General features: G+C 33.3%; 15 protein-coding genes and 1 tRNA gene. 4 read left to right on the forward strand and 12 right to left on the reverse strand.

Annotated features, from left to right (window positions below; translation table 11 throughout):
• Positions 1 to 65 precede the first annotated feature (65 nt).
• Both BUE95_RS08645 and BUE95_RS08650 read left to right on the forward strand, forming a co-directional pair.
• Positions 66 to 812 (forward strand): MlaE family ABC transporter permease, encoded by a 747-nt coding sequence (locus BUE95_RS08645; protein WP_073583439.1) that lies wholly within the window; start codon positions 66 to 68, stop codon positions 810 to 812.
• Positions 812 to 1,585, forward strand: a complete 774-nt coding sequence (locus BUE95_RS08650; RefSeq protein WP_073583442.1) for an ABC transporter ATP-binding protein — start codon at positions 812 to 814, stop codon at positions 1,583 to 1,585. Before BUE95_RS08645 ends, BUE95_RS08650 begins: the two co-directional genes overlap by 1 nt.
• Here BUE95_RS08650 and BUE95_RS08655 read toward each other — a convergent pair.
• From BUE95_RS08655 to porU, 10 genes are all read right to left on the reverse strand, one after another.
• Entirely contained in the window at positions 1,575 to 2,897 is a 1,323-nt protein-coding gene (locus tag BUE95_RS08655) for a DUF389 domain-containing protein (protein ID WP_073583444.1), read from the reverse strand. The genes BUE95_RS08650 and BUE95_RS08655 overlap by 11 nt on opposite strands.
• Before the next feature lie 3 nt (positions 2,898 to 2,900).
• The gene (locus BUE95_RS08660) at positions 2,901 to 3,959 is read right to left on the reverse strand and encodes a mannose-1-phosphate guanylyltransferase (protein WP_073583447.1); all 1,059 of its coding nucleotides are present in this window, start codon (positions 3,957 to 3,959) and stop codon (positions 2,901 to 2,903) included.
• An 18-nt stretch (positions 3,960 to 3,977) separates the two neighbouring features.
• Positions 3,978 to 4,586 carry a SprT-like domain-containing protein gene (locus BUE95_RS08665; protein ID WP_073583449.1) on the reverse strand — a complete coding sequence of 203 codons (609 nt, stop codon included), beginning with the start codon at positions 4,584 to 4,586 and terminating at the stop codon, positions 3,978 to 3,980.
• A 2-nt stretch (positions 4,587 to 4,588) separates the two neighbouring features.
• Positions 4,589 to 5,272: an SDR family NAD(P)-dependent oxidoreductase gene (locus tag BUE95_RS08670; protein WP_073583452.1), complete on the reverse strand. Its 684-nt coding sequence runs from the start codon at positions 5,270 to 5,272 to the stop codon at positions 4,589 to 4,591.
• Entirely contained in the window at positions 5,262 to 6,227 is a 966-nt protein-coding gene (locus BUE95_RS08675) for a M20/M25/M40 family metallo-hydrolase (RefSeq protein WP_073583455.1), read from the reverse strand. Before BUE95_RS08675 ends, BUE95_RS08670 begins: the two co-directional genes overlap by 11 nt.
• Before the next feature lie 72 nt (positions 6,228 to 6,299).
• Positions 6,300 to 7,892 (reverse strand): 2-oxo acid dehydrogenase subunit E2, encoded by a 1,593-nt coding sequence (locus BUE95_RS08680; protein WP_073583458.1) that lies wholly within the window; start codon positions 7,890 to 7,892, stop codon positions 6,300 to 6,302.
• A 5-nt stretch (positions 7,893 to 7,897) separates the two neighbouring features.
• Entirely contained in the window at positions 7,898 to 8,896 is a 999-nt protein-coding gene (gene pdhA / locus BUE95_RS08685) for a pyruvate dehydrogenase (acetyl-transferring) E1 component subunit alpha (protein ID WP_073583460.1), read from the reverse strand.
• A gap of 160 nt (positions 8,897 to 9,056) precedes the next feature.
• Entirely contained in the window at positions 9,057 to 9,536 is a 480-nt protein-coding gene (cdd, locus tag BUE95_RS08690) for a cytidine deaminase (RefSeq protein WP_073583462.1), read from the reverse strand.
• 66 nt (positions 9,537 to 9,602) lie between these two features.
• Complete coding sequence (gene porV / locus BUE95_RS08695; protein WP_073583464.1) at positions 9,603 to 10,820, reverse strand: type IX secretion system outer membrane channel protein PorV; 1,218 nt, start codon at positions 10,818 to 10,820, stop codon at positions 9,603 to 9,605.
• Between the two features lie 39 nt (positions 10,821 to 10,859).
• Positions 10,860 to 14,735 carry a type IX secretion system sortase PorU gene (porU, locus tag BUE95_RS08700; protein WP_073583466.1) on the reverse strand — a complete coding sequence of 1,292 codons (3,876 nt, stop codon included), beginning with the start codon at positions 14,733 to 14,735 and terminating at the stop codon, positions 10,860 to 10,862.
• 210 nt (positions 14,736 to 14,945) lie between these two features.
• Between porU and gldJ the strand changes: the two genes are divergently transcribed.
• Positions 14,946 to 16,649: a gliding motility lipoprotein GldJ gene (gldJ, locus tag BUE95_RS08705; protein WP_073583468.1), complete on the forward strand. Its 1,704-nt coding sequence runs from the start codon at positions 14,946 to 14,948 to the stop codon at positions 16,647 to 16,649.
• 83 nt (positions 16,650 to 16,732) lie between these two features.
• Entirely contained in the window at positions 16,733 to 18,013 is a 1,281-nt protein-coding gene (locus BUE95_RS08710; protein ID WP_073583470.1) for a UDP-N-acetylmuramoyl-tripeptide--D-alanyl-D-alanine ligase, read from the forward strand.
• Between the two features lie 319 nt (positions 18,014 to 18,332).
• Here BUE95_RS08710 and BUE95_RS08715 read toward each other — a convergent pair.
• Together BUE95_RS08715 and BUE95_RS08720 are read right to left on the reverse strand one after the other, a co-directional pair.
• Positions 18,333 to 18,407: transfer RNA gene (locus BUE95_RS08715), tRNA-Val, on the reverse strand.
• Positions 18,408 to 18,489: 82 nt separating this feature from the next.
• Positions 18,490 to 19,704: a bifunctional folylpolyglutamate synthase/dihydrofolate synthase gene (locus tag BUE95_RS08720; protein ID WP_073583472.1), complete on the reverse strand. Its 1,215-nt coding sequence runs from the start codon at positions 19,702 to 19,704 to the stop codon at positions 18,490 to 18,492.
• Positions 19,705 to 19,709: the final 5 nt, after the last annotated feature.

Raw genomic sequence — 19,709 nt, forward strand, 5'->3', positions numbered from 1 at the left:
AAGAAATTGATTGTAAAATTGTATTTTTACTGCTTACTAGAAACTGAATACTGAACACTATAAAAATGATGCTCATTCGCTACTTATCGCAAATAGGAAAATACTTCATTATGTTGAAAGAAATTTTCAACAAGCCTACTAAATGGTCGGCCATGAAACAATTAATCTTTAAAGAAGTTGATGATTTAATTATCGATTCGCTTGGAATTGTATCTTTCATATCATTTTTCGTTGGTGGTGTTGTGGCTATTCAAACAGCATTAAACTTAACGAATCCGTTAATTCCTAAATTTTTAATTGGATTTGCAACACGTCAATCAGTTATATTAGAGTTCGCCCCAACTTTTATTTCGATCATCATGGCAGGTAAAATGGGTTCGTTCATTACTTCTAGTATCGGAACGATGCGCGTTACGGAACAAATTGATGCCTTAGAAGTTATGGGGGTTAATTCCTTAAATTATTTGGTTTTCCCTAAAATAATTGCCCTACTGTTATATCCATTTGTGATTGGAATGAGTATGTTTTTAGGAGTTTTTGGTGGTTGGATGGCTGCTGTTTATGGTGGATTTACTACTAGTTTCGAATTCACAACCGGACTTCAAGCGGAGTTTATACCATTTCATATTGCTTATGCTTTTATTAAAACCATTGTTTTTGCTTTCATTTTAGCTACGATTCCTTCCTTCCATGGGTATTACATGAAAGGCGGTGCTTTAGAAGTGGGTAAAGCAAGTACCGTTTCTTTCGTTTGGACATCGGTAGTTATCATTTTAATGAATTTTATATTAACACAACTTCTTTTAAGCTAATGATTGAGGTAAAAAATATTGTAAAAAAATTTGGTGAACAAACCGTATTAAAAGGAGTTTCTACTCGCTTTGAAGCTGGAATGACCAATCTAATCATTGGACAAAGTGGTTCTGGAAAAACCGTTTTCTTAAAATCGTTATTAGGAATTCACACCCCTGATAGCGGGACCATTTCTTTTGACGGTAGAATTTATTCCGAACTTTCAAACGACGAAAGACGTGAGTTAAGAACCGAAATCGGAATGGTATTTCAAGGAAGTGCTCTTTTTGACAGTATGACCGTTGAAGAAAACATTGGATTTCCATTAAAAATGTTTACCAATAAATCGACAAAAGAAATTAAAGAGCGTGTTGATTTTGTAATCGATAGGGTTCACTTAGTCAATGCACATCACAAAAGACCCTCAGAAATTTCTGGAGGAATGCAAAAACGTGTTGCCATTGCCAGAGCTATTGTAAACAATCCAAAATATCTGTTTTGTGATGAACCAAATTCAGGTTTGGATCCAAAAACGGCAATTGTAATTGACAATTTGATTCAGGAAATCACTCAAGAATATAATATCACTACCGTGATTAATACGCACGACATGAACTCCGTTATGGAAATAGGAGAGAAAATTGTTTTCTTAAAAAATGGATTATTGGAATGGGAAGGTTCAAACAAAGAAATCTTTAAAACCGACAACGAAGCTGTTACTGATTTTGTGTATTCTTCTGAATTATTCAAACGTGTTCGAAAAATGTATTTAGAAGACGATGTTATTGAATAGCTTGAACTTTTAACTTTGAATTACTTGTTTTCACTCTTAACCAATTTTGTATTTGATCATTTCTTAGTGAGACATTTTCAGTTTCGGTTCTCCATTTAATATAAAAGGTGGGAATTGTATCTATTTTATCAAAATTTGATTTTAAAATTCTACCATAAGAAACCTCAACAATACTAGTGTCAATTGCGTGTATCTCTTTGCTTATCTCCTCGAATACGGAAGCAATTGGATATTGATTATTAGCAATTTTTTGAGAAGTTAATAAAATCTTCTCATCCTCATTCAAACTTTTATTCCCATCACTTTCTTGATAATTCTTAATGAGGTTAATTTTTACGTTCTCATATCCTTTCTTTGATAAATTAACTTTTAAATCATTTAAATCACTTTGATTTACCTTATTGCCAATAATCGCAAATGAAATTTCTTTTTGAGAATAGTCTTTTTCAATATCAAAAATCAAGACGCCTTTTTTCTCTTTTTGTTCTTGAATAAAATGACTTATAGTTTGGTTAAAGTCAGACTGTCTATATAATTTATAGAAGAAAAAAATACTCGGTATTAAAATTACAAAAGCTGAGATATAAATAACATTTGAAATGATTTTTTCCCTCTTAGAATCAAGATATTGCTCAAAAGGAAACTTCAAAAATCTAACGATTACAAATGTTGCGGTAGCAATAAAAATAGTATTAATTGAAAATAAAAACATTGCTCCTCCAAAAAAATGCCACTTCCCGGTTGCTAAACCAAAACCCGCAGTACACAAAGGGGGCATCAAAGCAGTAGCAATAGCAACTCCAGATATGGTAGTTATCGCTTTAGAACGCCTACTAAATGCAATAATTAATGCCAAACCTCCAGAGAAAGCAATAATAACATCTCTTACATCAGGACCAGTTCTAGCGATTAATTCGGGTGTTTCATTTTGGAAGACAGGAATGCTAAAATATAAAAAAGATGTAATCAAACTCAAAGCCACCATAATTCCGAAATTTTTGACCGCTTTTCGGAGTAAAAAAATATCATTAATTCCTAATGACAACCCTATTCCCATAATAGGCCCCATTAAAGGTGAAATCAACATGGCACCAATAACAACAGCAGACGAACTTGTATTTAATCCCGCAGACGCGATTAAAATCGAAAAGATTAAAACCCATGCAGTTTGGCCTTTAATAGGAATCCCCGCTTTTACATCATCAATTGTCGCATTAACATCAGTATCATCAAAAATATTAAAAGTCTCTTTTAAAAATAATGTAATACCTTGAAGCATGCTTTTTCTAGGATTTTCTTTACCGTTTTCCATCAACTACTCGTTCAATTTAGAAACTATTTGCTTAATGTTTTGCTCCTTATTTTTTGGATAAATCAACAAAACATCGTCTTTATCTACTATAATATAATCGGTCAAACCGTCAATTACAACAAGCTTTTTCCCTTCAGTTCTAATGATATTATTAGTGGCATTCTCTAAATAAACGGAAGCATTTACGACAGCATTTTCTTGTTCGTCTTTTGGTAATTTATCATATAACGATCCCCAAGTCCCTAAATCATTCCAATCGAAAGTTGCAGGTAGCACGTAAACATTTTGTGCCTTTTCTAGAATGGCATAATCTACCGAAATATTTTGTGCTAATGGATAATTATCTTTTATAAAAGCTTCCTCTTTTGGTGTATTTAAGGCCTCATATCCATTCATAAAATGATCATACATCACAGGCTGAAACTCCTTATACGCTTTTAAAACTGATTTTGCACTCCAAACGAAAATCCCCGCATTCCAGAGGAAATTTCGGCTTTGAATAAACTTTCTTGCAGTTGCATAATCTGGCTTTTCTCTGAATTGTTTTACCTTTTTTATAGGACGTGAATCTAATTTATCGAATTCAATATAACCGTAACCCGTATTAGCAAACGTTGGTAAAATTCCCAAGGTCATTAAGTTCTCATCGCGCTCACAAAAATCAAAAGTGTATTGAAGATTAGAACAAAACTGTACTTCATCTTCAATCCAATGATCCGAAGGCGCAACCACCATAATGGCATCAGGATTTTGTTTTTTTATTTTTAAAGAAGCATATAGAATACAAGGTGCTGTATTTCTCATAGCTGGTTCTAAAACAATTTGCTCTTGTTGAATCATGGGTAATTGCTCTAAAACGATGTCATTGTAAACCTCGTTCGTAAGAATCAAAATATTTTCTTTAGGAATAATCTGAGACAATCTTGTGAAAGTCTTTTGAATTAACGTTTCGCCCGTCCCTAACATATCGTGAAATTGCTTAGGAAACTCGGTTGTGCTCACTGGCCAAAATCGAGAACCAACTCCACCAGCCATTATAATTGCGTAATAATTTTTATTCATTTTGTACTTTTTTTGTTGCTACGTATTATTCGGCAACAATTCCACTTCAGCATTAGGTTGAAACAGATACAATCGTCCAGAACTTATTTCTAAACATTCGTATCGCTTAACTCGCAATGCAATTTTTTTGAAAATTTTTCCATTGTGAATTCTAAAATGACTTCCCATCGGAATTTCAAAGATATAATTTTTATCGGTTTCTTTTTGGTCAAATTGCTTTAATGCAATGGCTAATTTTGCATCAGTATCGCTACTTGCTTTTGGATTTCTAAAATGTTTAGCAAGTAATGGCAACAATAGATTTGGGAATATTTCAGGTCGAATAAACGGCACCATCAAACGTTGAAATGTAAGTTTCCATTCTTCTCCATGCGGTTTTATGTTTCGACCATATTTTTCAAATGCTACCAAATGGGCGATTTCGTGAATTAGAGTTATTAAAAATCGGTATTTATTCAAACTGGCATTCACAGTAATTAAATGAAAGCCTTGAGCATCTTTCCGATAATCGCCATGACGTGTTTGACGTTCGTTGACGATTTTAAGATGCACATGATTCGCTTTGATTAACTCAAAACAATGATGAACTGCGTGTTCAGGTAAATACTTTTTTAAAACGTCGCTCAATTTTAAGGCGTTGAAGATGAAACTTGCAATACTTTACCGTTATAATATTTGTTTCCAGTTAAAGCGAAATCGAAAATATAATCTGCCATTTCTTTTGCTGAAAGTGGCGCTTGATATCCTGGAAAAGCTTCTTGTAACATTTCTGTATTGACCGCTCCAAGTGCCAGAACATTAAAAGCAATTCCTTTTTCTTTATATTCTTCAGCTAATAATTCCGACAACGTAATCACGGCTCCTTTACTTGATGAATATGCAGCTAAACCAGCGAATTTCATACTTCCTTGAATGCCTCCCATAGAACTAATCGTTACTACATGACTGCCTTTTTCCATAAAGGGAATAGATATTCTTGTCAATTCCGCAACTGCAAAAACATTGACTTTGTATATATTTTGAAATTCTTCTGATGTAATTTGCGTAAAAGGTTTATTTAACAAACTTCCAGCATTGTGAATCAAAACATCAACCTTTTTCCAAGTTTGCGTAATAAATTTTTCTACTTGTATTACCTCATCTGGATTTGAAATATCAATTGACAGGCAAGTAATGTTTGGATTTTCGATTAACGCTTTTGGTGTTTTTCTAGAAAGAGCTAATACTTGATGTCCGGCATTTGCAAATTGCAAGGCTAATTCGTAACCTATTCCACGCGAAGTTCCCGTTATAATGATGTTTTTACTTTTCATTTAATTTGATTTCTTTTTTTGAGGCATTTATCATTTTTTCTAAAACTGGAATTGTTTTGGAAATTACAGTCGTCATGTGTTTGGTATCCATCAATTCAAACTCATCATCTGGTTGGTGATAGAATTGAAAATTTTCAAAATCAAAAGTAGACACCGTCTGAGCTGGAACATTAAATTCAGTGAAAAACGGATAATTGTCAGAAGCTCTAAACAACATATATTTGGTTTCAATTGGTAAATATCCTACTAACTTTTCTCCTGCATATTCATTCATTGTGGTTGCCATATTAGATTTACCAAAACCAGTCAAATAGAAATCCATTCCTTTGTCTTTCATTGGCACTCCAATCATTTCAAAATTGAACATGAAATACAGGTCCATTTTTTGTTCTTTCAATTTAGCAGCCAAATGCTTTGACCCTAAAAGGCCTTTTTCCTCGGCAGAAAAGAATACAAAAAGTACACTTCGCTTGTTATTTTTGAATTTCGCAAAATACTTAGCTACTTCAGTAACCGCTGTGGTTCCTGTTGCGTTATCATTAGCTCCATTTACAATTACATCACCATTCACACCATTTTGCAACATTCCAATATGATCATAATGTGCCCCGATTACAACGAACTCATTTTTTAATTTTTTATCCGTTCCTTCGATATAGCCTACAATATTGAAAGCAGGCTTATCAAAATTTGATAACGTATCGCGATAGGTTTTGAAATAAGGTTTTATTCCGTTTTCTTGAAGTAAATTTTCCAAATAAACTGCTGCTTTTTCAATTCCTTCACTACCCGAATCTCTTCCTTCTAGTTCATCAGAAGTTAAATAAGACAAAGTTTTAATTACATTTTCTTCAGCAACTTGATAGTTTACTTTTGAAATATTCTTAGAAGTAACATTGGTTTGTGCATGCAATGATAATCCAACGAAAGAAATTAGGAATACGATTTTTTTCATAGTTTTTAGTTTTAAGTAAAAATAAAAAAATCCCGAGTAAATCGGGATTTTGTATGATAAATTTAACACTTATTAGGCTAACATCGTTACTGGATTTTCCATAAACGCTTTGAACGTTTGTAAGAATTGAGCTCCTGTTGCTCCGTCCACTGTTCTGTGGTCGCAAGCTAAAGTAACTGTCATTGTATTTCCAACTACGATTTGTCCGTTTTTAACTACTGGTTTTTCAATAATAGCACCAACAGATAAAATAGCTGAATTTGGTTGATTGATAATTGAAGTGAATGATTGAATTCCGAACATTCCTAAATTAGAAATCGTAAATGTACTTCCTTCCATTTCTGCTGGTTGAATTTTTTTAGATTTTGCTTTTCCAGCTAAGTCTTTCACATTTGCACCAATTTGAGTTAAACTCATTTGGTCTGTAAATTTCAATACTGGAACCATTAATCCGTCCTCAACTGCTACTGCTACTCCAATGTTCACGTGGTGATTGATTACCATAGCATCATCTCTCCATTGAGAATTTACTTGAGGATGTTTTTTCAATGCCATAGCACTTGCTTTGATTACCATATCATTGAAAGAAACTTTCGTATCTGGTAATCCGTTAATCATATTTCTTGAAGCAATTGCATTGTCCATATCTAACTCGATTGTTAAATAGTAATGCGGTGCGGTAAATTTAGATTCTGATAATCGTCTCGCAATGGTTTTACGCATTTGCGAATTTTTGATTTCTTCTTGGAATACTTCTCCTGCTGGAACAAATGGTTTAACTGCTGCAACTGCATTTGTAGCTTCTGCAACGGCTTGAGATGGAGTTGCAACTGCTGATGGAGAGAAATTCTCCACATCCGATTTTACAATTCTTCCATTTTCACCTGACCCCTTTACTTGAGACAAATTGATTCCTTTATCTTGAGCAATTTTTTTAGCTAATGGAGAAGCAAAAACTCTACCTAAAGTAGCTTGTTCTGTTACTACAACTGCTTGAGCAGCTTCTTTTACTTCTTCTGCTTTTGGAGCTTCAACAACAGCACCAACTTTATAATTAGCCGCAATTCCTGAAACATCAGTTCCTGCTGGACCTAAAATAGCTAAAATTGTATCTACTGGAGCAGAATCACCTTCTTGAACTCCGATATATAATAAAGTTCCTGAGTTGAAAGATTCGAATTCCATTGTAGCTTTATCCGTTTCGATTTCAGCTAATATATCACCTTCTTTTACAGTATCTCCTACTTTTTTTAACCAAGTTGCAACGGTTCCTGTTGTCATTGTATCTGATAAACGAGGCATGGTCACTACTTTTACACCAGCTGGAATTTCTAATGCTTCAGAAATTGGTTTTGCTTCTTCAACTAATTTTTCTTCTTTAGTTTCAGTCGCTGTTCCACCATTCAATAACGCAGAAATATCTTCACCTGCCGATCCAATAATTGCTAACAAAGAATCTACTGGAGCCGATTGACCTTCTTGAATTCCGATGTGTAATAAAACACCGTCATAGAAAGATTCGAATTCCATTGTAGCTTTATCTGTTTCAATTTCGGCAAGAATATCACCTGTTTTGATTGTTTCACCTACTTTTTTTAACCAAGTTGCTACAACTCCTTCAGTCATCGTATCACTCAAACGGGGCATTGTTATTATTTGTGCCATAGTTCTTATAATTTATGTGGAATGAAAGGATAATTCTCTTGTTCGTACACTACATCATATAACTGTTGTGCTTCAGGAAATGGAGATTCTTCAGCGAATTTTTCACATTCAGCCACTAAATCCGCTACTCTTTGATCGATTACTTCGATTTCAGCATCTGTAGCATACCCATTTTCCTTGATAATATCTAAAACTTGAGTTATAGGGTCGATTTTTTTGTACTCCTCAACCTCATCTTTTGTTCTATATAACTGTGCATCAGACATTGAATGTCCTCTGTAACGGTACGTTTTCATTTCTAAGAAAGTGGGGCCGTCACCACGACGTGCTCTCTCCATGGCTTCGTGCATTGCTTCTGCCACTTTTACTGGATTCATCCCATCAACTGGTCCACAAGGCATTTCATAACCTAAACCAAGTTTCCAAATATCGGTATGATTTGCAGTTCTTTCAACAGAAGTTCCCATAGCATATCCATTATTTTCACAAATGAAAACAACTGGCAATTTCCAATTCATCGCCATATTGAACGCTTCATGTAGAGAACCTTGACGAGCAGCACCATCTCCAAAATAAGTCAAAGTAACACCTCCAGTTTCAAAATATTTATCTGCAAAAGCAATACCAGCACCTACTGGAATTTGCGCTCCAACGATACCGTGTCCACCATAAAAACCATGTTCTTTAGAAAAAATGTGCATCGATCCACCCATCCCTTTTGAAGTACCCGTAGCCTTTCCGTACAATTCAGCCATTACTTTTCTTGGATCAACACCCATTCCAATTGGCTGAACATGATTACGGTAAGCAGTAATCATTTTATCTTTAGACAAGTCCATTGCATGTAAAGCTCCAGCTAAAACAGCTTCTTGTCCATTGTATAAATGCAAAAATCCTCTAACTTTTTGTTGGATATAAACAGCAGCAAGTTTATCTTCAAACTTTCTCCAAAATAGCATATCCTCATACCATTTTAAGTAAACTTCTCTTGTAATTGGTTTCATTTTTAGTTTGTTTTAATACAATTGAATTACAAATAATACGATGTAATTATTCGCAATTTTACGAAAAGCAAAAATACTACATAGAACCTTATTGAAAAAATTAAATTCTACGATTTTTGTATTTTTTATAACAAAATCGATAAAAAAAGTTACGAAATCGTTATAGGTGATTCTTATCAAAAACCAATGGCAATAAATTCTTCAAAGAATCTGACTTGTAAATATCACCCTTTGCACCCATAAAGAAAATAACTATTGGCAAATCTTGTTTAAACTCGTATTCAGCAATCGACTGACGACAACTTCCACAAGGCGGAATAGGCTCTTCTAAATCTCTATCCTTAGGAGAAGCCGTGATAAACATTTTTACGATTTTAGCATTTGGGTAAGTAGCGCCTGCATAAAAAATGGCTACCCGTTCTGCACACAAACCCGATGGATAAGCTGCATTTTCTTGGTTAGAACCTTGAATTATTTCGTCATTATCTAAAAGAATAGCAGCTCCAACTGTAAAATTGGAATAGGGTGCATAAGCTTTACTTCTAGCCTCAATAGCACAAGACATTAATTTTTTTTCTTCTTGAGATAATTCTTCTTTTGATAGCACCGAAATGGTAGCATTTATTGAAATTTGCTTCATATGTAAGGAAAAAAAATCCAAATTCTAAATGCAAGAATTTGGATTGTTAGTTAATTTATTTTCTATTTATAATTCATCATAATTATCTCCAAAATTAAATGTCAGAGAAAATCGCAACGTATTCTCTAAAGGGTTTCTAACTTTTGAAGCAGAAAACAAGTAGGAAATATCAACCTTAACAACATTATATTTAAAACCCGCACCAAGAGAAAAAAACTTCCTAGCTCCTTTTAGCTCATTTTCATTAAAATAACCCAAACGTAATGCAAAAGAATCTTGATAAGAATATTCTGCTCCTAATGCCCATGTAAACTCTTTTAATTCTTCCGACATCCCCCCAGGCGCATCTCCAAATGATTTGAAAATTCCATCAGTCCAACTTATTTTTCTATATTCAGAATTTGCAAGATTATTTGCAGCTATTGCATCCGATGATGAAACATCTCCTGCATCATCAAAATCTCCATCACCATTTGAATCAAATTCCTCCACTCTTAATGGCGGGGTAGGAACCAAAAGTTTAGTAACTTCAGCTGTTACACCAATCTTATTGTAGTCATCAAAAATAAAATCAAACCCACCGCCCAATCGCATGTTTGCTGGCAAAAAATTTGAGCTATCATCTGTTGAATTACCATTGTCATAATTAATTTTAGGGCCTAAATTTTGAAAATTAAAGCCTGCTCTCCATCTTCCATTAAAATCATCATACGCCAATTCTTCCGATTGATAATAACCCGAAACATCTACTGCAAATGATGATGCTGGCGTTGCATCAGTATTATCACTAGCTATTTTTAAATTCGATCTAATATACCTTGCTCCAATTCCCATTGCAAATCGTTCACTCAATTTTAAAGAATAAGAACCATCTAAAGCAAACTCATTCGGACTAACAGTTGTCAAGGGAGTTCCAATCGCATCTGTTAACTGAATATCTCCTAATCCAAAAAAACGCAAGGATCCAGCAAAAGCACTTCTCTCATTAATTCTATTAAAATAAGTAATTTGACCGAGTGAAATATCATTTGCTATACTTGTCAAATAAGGCGTATAACTCACAGAAAATCCTTGTTCTTGTAAAGAAAACGCATATTTTGAAGGGTTATATTGCTGTGAATAAGCATCCGCAGAAGTTGCAACCCCCATATCAGCCATTCCTGCTGATCTAGCATCTGCAGCAATTAATAAAAAAGGAACTCCTGTGGTAATTGCTCTGTTTTCCTGAGCTTTCGTTGAATAAACAACAAGAAAAATAGTTAATAAAAAAGCAATTTTTTTCATTTTATACATAGAAATTAATTTGACAAATATAGTATATTCTTAGAGTATTACAAGTTTCTCATATTTTTCAACAGATTTACCCGTATTTAAAGATTTAACTCGCAACTTGTAAACATAGACTCCTTTTCCAATTTTATCTCCAAAATCATCTCGACCATCCCATACAATTTCTCTGCTTAAGAAACCATCAGTTATTACCTGCTGATTTATGGTCTTAACCACCTTCCCAGAAACCGTTAAAATTTGAACTTGAACATCTAAAGGTTCAAAAGGCATGTTATGATGAAACCAAAATTCGGTATAATTTACGAATGGATTTGGATAATTCAAAACCTTATCAATTTCAAGACCTTCATCAGAGCAAATGGCATTAAATTGAATTTCCGAAGTAACCAGATTGTTATAGACATCCCAAGCCTTAAACAATATGGTATGCACCCCAGGCGATAAATCTCTAAACGGGAATCGAACAAAACCACGGGTATAATCATCATTCTCTGTCTCATAATATTCATTTAAGACATATGGATTTGTTTCATCTCCATCTAAAATTGCCACGATATCGTGTCCTATACCACTTGCCGTATTAATTCCATTCTCATCTTGTAAAAAAGCTAATAGGATCGGTGAACAATTAGTTATTCCTCCTGAAACAAAACTTTCGTCATTCATATGCAATCTGACCGTTGGAGGATTTGTATCGCTTGCAGCATTAACATTTACCCCACCTATTTGTATAGACTGATCAAATCCTGTTTGGTTTTCTAGGCCTTGAAAATTACGTTTCGCATAGAAACTAATTTTACCATTACCAATTGGAACTCTAATATCTTGAGGCACTACAAAACTAAACTCAAACTTTCCATTAATTACTGAAACATTACCTCTAAAGACGGTCTCCCCTAAAGTCGAAAAATTCATAATTATCAAACCTCCAGAATTTACAGCACCATTATTTCCTAAAGTTGATCTGTTTATATCTTTATCGAAAATTTGAACTGCCAAGTCTCCATTATAATCGGAAATCAAATTTTCATTTTCGTCCCTCAATTCACCTGCGATTCTAACCAAACTCAATGCCTGAAGCACAGGTAGAGGTTGTGATGTAGAAACACCATTTACTTCAGTAAGAACCACTTTCGATTTAGGAATAGCTAACTTCAAAGCAGGATCACCAATACAAAAAACCACTCTCTTATTATCCGATCCAGTATTAATTTTAGTCCTTCTCAGCGCCTCACCAATGGATGGATAATCAGTTGAGCCGAATGCATATAAATCTTCTGTCAAAAGATTATTCATTACAGAACCTGTCGTAACCCCAATTTGTCTAGTTGTTGCTATCAAACCTATAGCTCCTCCAGACTTGTTCCAAAACATAAACTCACCTCCAGTAAATCTGTTAGGGTCATCAAAACGAGTGAATTCACATGTAATCGTAATAAACAAAGGATAACGATATCTATTGGTCAAATTTTGAGCATCCAGTTTTTCAAATAGTCGTTCTCTCCCCAAAAACTCCTCATTACCATGTCCATAATAATTAAAAACTAAAGCCCCTAAAGCTAAAGCATCTAAAAAATCACTTTTTGCTTCAGGATATCGCTCTCCTCCAGCCGCAACTTGCTGAACATAAGAATCTGTATGTATTTTTTTTACATTAACAAATGGTTTTTGTGTTGTTAGTGTATTTGCTAATCCATCTAAATCAAATTGTAAGCCCGCATCCGAAGCATCATCAGCATCATCAGAATAAATAACATAATTGTTTCTCCATCTACCAAAGGATTGCTCATCATGATACTCAATCACTTTGTTAACCATATCAGAGGCTTGATTCGTTGAAGATACCAGCATACGTCCAACCGCTATATCAATACCGTCAAAAACATTAACCATTGTACCTTCATTGTCATCCATTAGACCATAGAAATCATCAGACATAAATGATGAAAATAATGAAAAATTAGAAGTATTATTTGTTTGAGGTGCATTTGGATTAAAACCATGAAAAACCGGAACAATATTAGTATTATTCGGAATTCTATTCTTATAATCATAAGAAGCATCACCAAAAAGATTTAAATATTTCAGTCTTTTATCTGGACTAGATGCATTCCAATATACATATTTAACAAAATTACGAATAGCTGCAACGTCTGGTTTCCCTGAAGAAAACTCTTGATAAATATTTTCTAAAGCAACTACTTTAACAACCAAACCCGAATTATTCCGATGGAAATTAGCTAAAGTCTCGGCTTGGCTTACTAAAAAACGAGGCGTTACAATTAAATAATCAATATCCTGAAAATTACCCGAATTATCACTAAAAATAGTTCCTTTTATATCTTGATTAAAAACAACACTATTCGATTCCTTCAACGGAACATAAGTATCGGCCAAATCAAGAGCTACATACTTTCTAGTCGTACCCAGATCAACTTTAAAAGAAAAATTAGTTCCTGAATTATTTACATACTTAGTAACATCATACAAATCTGTTACGTCCCATACCTGAGCTATTCCAGAAGCATTTGTTAGATTATATTGCCCTATGCCGATGTTATTTTGAGCTTCATTATTTGAAAACAAAAACTGTTTGTTGTAACCTACTAAATTTCGCTTCATTCTCAACTCAATAAAATCTAAAAAACCATTTGAACTAGGAACACCACCATTGTCATAAGTAAGTTCTACAGAAATTGTATTTGTATTGGTATTAAATACACCAGAAATTGCAGATTCATATCCTTCAACACCACTTGAAGCTACTAAGGGTATTGTATAATTAATACTTCCCACATTTTGATTGTTTATTTTAATACCAAAAGAAGACAAACCAAAAGATTTTGAAGCTGTATTGATACGATAAGAAACAGGAAAAGAAGTATCCAAATTAGGAATTATAAAATCAAAATTCTGAGAATTTTGTATATTAAATTGCTCACCAAACCATCTTCTTCCTACTTTTCCAGGATTTACTAAATCTTTTTCGTGATAACGAACATCATCAAAATTAGAAAAAACCACAGAGGCAACACCAGATGGCTGAACTGCCGTTGCAATTCGCTTCCCTCCATTTGAACTACTCGTAACATAGTAATAGGATTTTTCAGAAAAAAGATTAAGACTAGTTAAGCTCTCTGTATTCCATGTATCAACTCCTTCAGCATAAAACAAGATATAATCATTATTGTCAAAAACACCATCTTCTTCGCCAACAACTTGTATCGCATTCTCTACCAAATCATTCGGATATGGAACAGAATTTAACAATGGTAACATTCTACCACCATTCCCATAAATACTAATATTTCTGGGATCAGAATTCACATCGAAACCCAAACTTTGCAAAAAAGATTTAGTGATTTTATATACACCTGATTTCTCAACATAAAATTTATACCATGAACCTGAAGCCAAAACAGAATTGTTGATTGACATCACTTGATTACTAGCTGTAAAACGATTAGCATTGCTTGTAGAATAAGAATAGCTAAATGAGACTAGTTTCTTAAAACCAAAGGAATCCTTAATCAAAGGACTAATAACCAAAACTGTCTTCAATTCATCTCTTGCTTTACTTATCTGAAGTGATGCACTTATAGTTGAAGGAATTTTGGATGAATCCAAATCTCCTAACTCAATTTCAGATATAGACTCATATGCTATATTGCTAATTTCAAGACTATTCGGATCAATATTAGACGAAACTTTCAATATCCTTTTATATAAAATACGCTTTTGAGAAATATCAAAATCAAAATATTGAAAATCAAATTGAGGTGTTTTTAGGCTATATTCACCAATATTAAAAGGAGCTGTTAATTTCCAATTAATTGTAATACGCTCTTTCTGTTGTGCAACAAATGAGGAAAAATAAAAAAATAAAAAATAAGAAAGTAGTTTTTTCATCGAAATAAGAACGCAAATAAATTATTAATATTACAAAGAGAAAAAATAATTTTCATATTGCACTGTTTTTCACAATAAAAACTTAACAAAAGCGTTATAGAAGAAAGAAATTAACATTTCTTTAATTTTTTTTTATAATTTTTTAAAAACATGTTGCATATTAATAGTTAATTATTATCTTGCGACACTAAATTTATTACCTACTAAAGTATGAAAATTAAGAAAATTATGGCTCTAAAATCGCTGGTAATATTAGCGCTAGTGGTTAGTTTTACTGGTTGTAGCAAAAAAGGAAGTACGAGTGGAGCTTCAACAGCTACTGGCTGGAAAATCAACGACAAGAAAGGTGGTTTTCAGTTTAATGACAAGTTCAAAAAGCAAGAAACTCCTCCTGGAATGGTACCTGTAGAAGGTGGTACATTTACAATGGGTAAAGTACAAGACGATGTGATGCATGATTGGAATAATAGCCCAAATCAGCAACACGTTCAATCTTTTTTCATGGACGAACATGAAGTTACCAATAAAATGTATTCTGAATACTTATATTGGATGAAAACTGTTTTCCCTCCAACTGAAGAAAATTATAAAAACATTTATTACGGTGCAATTCCTGACACATTGGTTTGGAGAAACCGCCTTGGTTATAACGAAACCATGACCAACAACTATTTAAGACATCCTGCATATGCGGATTACCCAGTGGTAGGTGTAAATTGGATTCAAGCTACAGAGTTTAGTAAATGGAGAACTGATCGTGTAAATGAAAATATTCTTGAACGTGAAGGATACCTAAAAAAAGACGCTAAAATTAATGACGTTTCAGCTGAAGCAAATTTTAGTACTGAAACTTACTTAAATGCTCCATCCAATGCAATGGGAGGTAATGAAGATATCGTTATCAAAGGAGGAAGAAGTAATAAAAGAGTTAACGACTCATCTCAAAACGTTTACGCTCAAAGAAGTTCTGGTTTAATTTTACCTGAATACAGATTACCAACTGAGGCAGAATGGGAATACGCAGCACTTGCACTAGTAGGAAATAGAGAATTTAATATTTACAAAGGACAAAAAAAATACCCTTGGTCTGGTCAATACACTCGTTCTGGCAAAAGACAAAGCAGAGGCGATCAATTAGCCAACTTTAAACAAGGAAAAGGAGACTACGGAGGAATTGCAGGTTGGTCTGATGACGGAGCTGATATTACAAATAAAGTGAAAAGCTACAATCCTAACGATTTTGGTTTATATGATATGGCTGGAAACGTTGCAGAATGGGTTCAAGACGTTTACAGACCTGTGGTTGATGATGAGGCTAATGACTTCAATTACTTTAGAGGAAACGTTTACACTAAAAATAAAATTGGAGAAGATGGTACAGTTGAGTTAGTAACTGCTGACAATATCACATACGATACTTTGAGTAACGGTAGGATAATGGCAAGAAATTTCCCTGGACAAATTGCACAAGTTCCAGTGGACGAAAACGAAACATATTTAAGAACTCAATTCTCTACATCAGACAACAGAAATTATAGAGATGGAGACAGACAATCTACTCGCTATTTCAAATTCAATAGTAATGATGAAGAAAAAACTGAAGGTGAAGAAGAGAAATTCAGAATGTATGAAGCACCTAAACATAAAATTTCTTCAGTAGTAGATTCAACTAGTTCTGAGAAAAAAATCATAAAACAATATGACAAATCAGAAAAAAGAACGACTTTAATAGACGACAATGTAAGAGTTTACAAAGGAGGATCTTGGAGAGATAGAGCTTATTGGTTAGATCCAGCATCAAGAAGATTTTTCCCTCAAGATATGGCAACTGATTTCATTGGATTTAGATGTGCTATGTCAAAAGTAGGACCAAAATCTAACAAAAAATCTGCTAGAGGAAACCCTAAACAATAACATTTTTTTAAAATACCATACTAAGCCCTTTTCGACAAAAGGGCTTTTTTTATAATTTAGCTACTTATTAAATTTTACATGAAATGAATATTAAAGCATTACATTCTCTATTTTTAAAATGCTCTAATGTATGTATTGATACGAGAAAAATTGAAAAAAACTCCCTATTTATAGCTTTGAAAGGGGAAAATTTTGACGCAAATACATTTGCATATGAGGCACTAGCTAAAGGAGCCAAGTATGTAGTAATTGACAATCCTGAGTACAAAATAGATGATCGTATGCTATTAGTAGAAAATTCTCTTTTAGCACTACAAGAACTAGCTAAATTTCACAGAAATCAGCTAAAAACACCAATTATAGCCTTAACCGGTAGTAATGGAAAAACAACTACAAAAGAGCTAATACATACTGTTCTTTCAAAAAAGTTTAATACAATCGCTACAATTGGAAACCTAAATAATCACATCGGTGTACCTCTTACACTTCTCAGATTAAAAAGCAACACCCAAATAGGCATAGTAGAAATGGGTGCAAATCATCAAAAAGAAATTGAATTTTTATGCAAAATAGCACAACCTGATTATGGTTATATAACCAATTTCGGAAAAGCTCACTTAGAAGGCTTTGGAGGCATAGAAGGTGTAATAAAAGGCAAATGCGAAATGTATAATTACATCCAAGAAGAAAATAAAATTGCTTTTGTAAATCTTGACGACTCGATTCAAGAAGAAAAAACAAGCAAGCTAAGAAAATATACTTTTTCAACAAAAAGTATTGGAGATATTCAAATTGATAATGTTGAAGCAAATCCAATGGTCAACGTAAATTACAACGGATTCACTATAAAATCCAATTTAATAGGAATTTACAACGCAAACAATATAAATGCTGCAATAACAATTGGAAATTACTTTAAAGTAGCTGATGAATTAATCAAAGAAGCTATTGAAAATTATATTCCAGAAAACAACCGCTCACAACTCATTAAAAAAAACGATAATGAAATTATTTTAGATGCATACAACGCCAATCCGAGTAGCATGTTAGCAGCAATAACTAATTTAATTCAAATAGAGAAAAAAAACAAAACAGCTATTCTTGGCGATATGTTTGAGCTAGGTATTGAAAGTCTATCTGAGCACAAGAAAATCATTGAATTATTAGAACAACAACCTTATTTAACCTCATATTGTATTGGCAAACATTTCTATTCAAACAAAATAAAAAGCAACCATATTTTCTTCTTTGAAGATTTTATTTCTTTTTCAAAGTACTTACTCGAAAATAAAATTTTTAAAAATTTCATTTTAATAAAAGGTTCTAGAGGAATGGAACTTGAAAAAACCTTAGATCTTTTATGATGTTTCTTAAAGCAAAACAACTATCGTAGTATTCTTTCAACTTGACAGACTACTATAATTTTAAAGTAGAGATCTTACCTTCAGTTTGTTCTAATCTGCTGAAAGAAAGTAAGCACTCTAAATATGCTTAGATTCCAATCAATTATTAATACAAACCTTAAATTTCTATAGAACTTAATTTTGTAGGCAATTTTGTTCCGTTTTCGAAAAGAGGTTAAAACCCCCTCCCGATAAAATCGGAATGCATCTGAACCACCTTAAATCTTGACCAATGATCTTAAAAACAAAAAATCCTACACTTCTGTAGGATTTAATTTTGTGGGCGATGAGGGGTTCGAACCCCCGACCCCCTCGGTGTAAACGAGGTGCTCTGAACCAGCTGAGCTAATCGCCCCAATAAGACACAATACTAATACCGTATTGCGAGTGCAAATATACAAGTATTATTTGTATCTGCAAGTACTTTTGAAAAAAAATTACACAATTTCTGCAACAACAAACGTACTTCCTCCTATATAGATAAAATCAGATTCTTTAGCTGAATTCACAGCCTCAACATAAGCTTCTGATACCGAATTAAATACTTCTCCAAACAAACCAAAACCACTTGCCTTTAACATTAATTCTTCAACATCCAATCCGCGAGGAACATTAGGCTTACAGAAATAATATTTTGCATTTTTTGGAAATAAGGGTAAAATCGAATCTAAATCTTTGTCATTTACGACACCTAAAACCATATGAAGATTTTCAAAAGAATGTTTTTCAATTTGATTCAACACTATTTTTAACCCGTGACTGTTGTGAGCTGTATCACAAACGGTGAAAGGTTGTTGTGTCAAAATTTGCCATCTACCGAGTAATCCTGTATTTTGAATAACATTTTTCAATCCTAACTTAATATGATTTTTACTTACATTTAATTGTGATTGTAAAACTTCAATAGCCTTTAGAACGGTTTTTTTGTTATGCACTTGATAATCTCCTAACAATGCACAATCGTAAGCAACTTCTGGATTATCTTGAGCGAAGTAAATTGGAGCATTTTCAAATTTTGCTTTAGCAATAAAAACTGCTTTTGTTTCTTCTGAATATTCACCAATCACTACTGGAATATTCGATTTGATAATTCCAGCTTTTTCAGTAGCTATTTTTGATAATGTATCACCTAAAAATTGAGTATGATCAAAACCAATATTCGTAATTATAGAAACCAAAGGCGTAATCACATTGGTAGAATCTAATCTTCCTCCCATCCCAACTTCAATCACTGCTATATCGACTTGCTCTTTGGCAAAATAATCGAAGGCTAAACCAACAGTCATTTCAAAAAAACTTAATTGATTCGCTTCAAAAAACAACTTATTTTCCAAAATAAAATCCACTACAAAATCTTCGGAAATCATTTCACCATTAATACGGATGCGTTCACGAAAATCTTTTAAATGAGGTGAAGTATACAATCCTACTTTGTATCCTGCCTCTTGAAGAATTGAAGCAATCATAGATGACGTAGAACCTTTACCATTAGTACCCGCCACATGAATCGATTTAAATTTAGTTTCGGGATGTTGCAAATGTTCTACCAACAACAAAGTATTTGTCAAATCTTTTTTATAGGCTGAAGCGCCTTGCATTTGAAACATAGGTAACTGGTTAAATAACCATGTTGTCGTTTCTTGATACGTCATTTTGA

The organism is Flavobacterium cucumis, from assembly GCF_900148835.1.
Lineage (GTDB): Bacteria > Bacteroidota > Bacteroidia > Flavobacteriales > Flavobacteriaceae > Flavobacterium > Flavobacterium cucumis.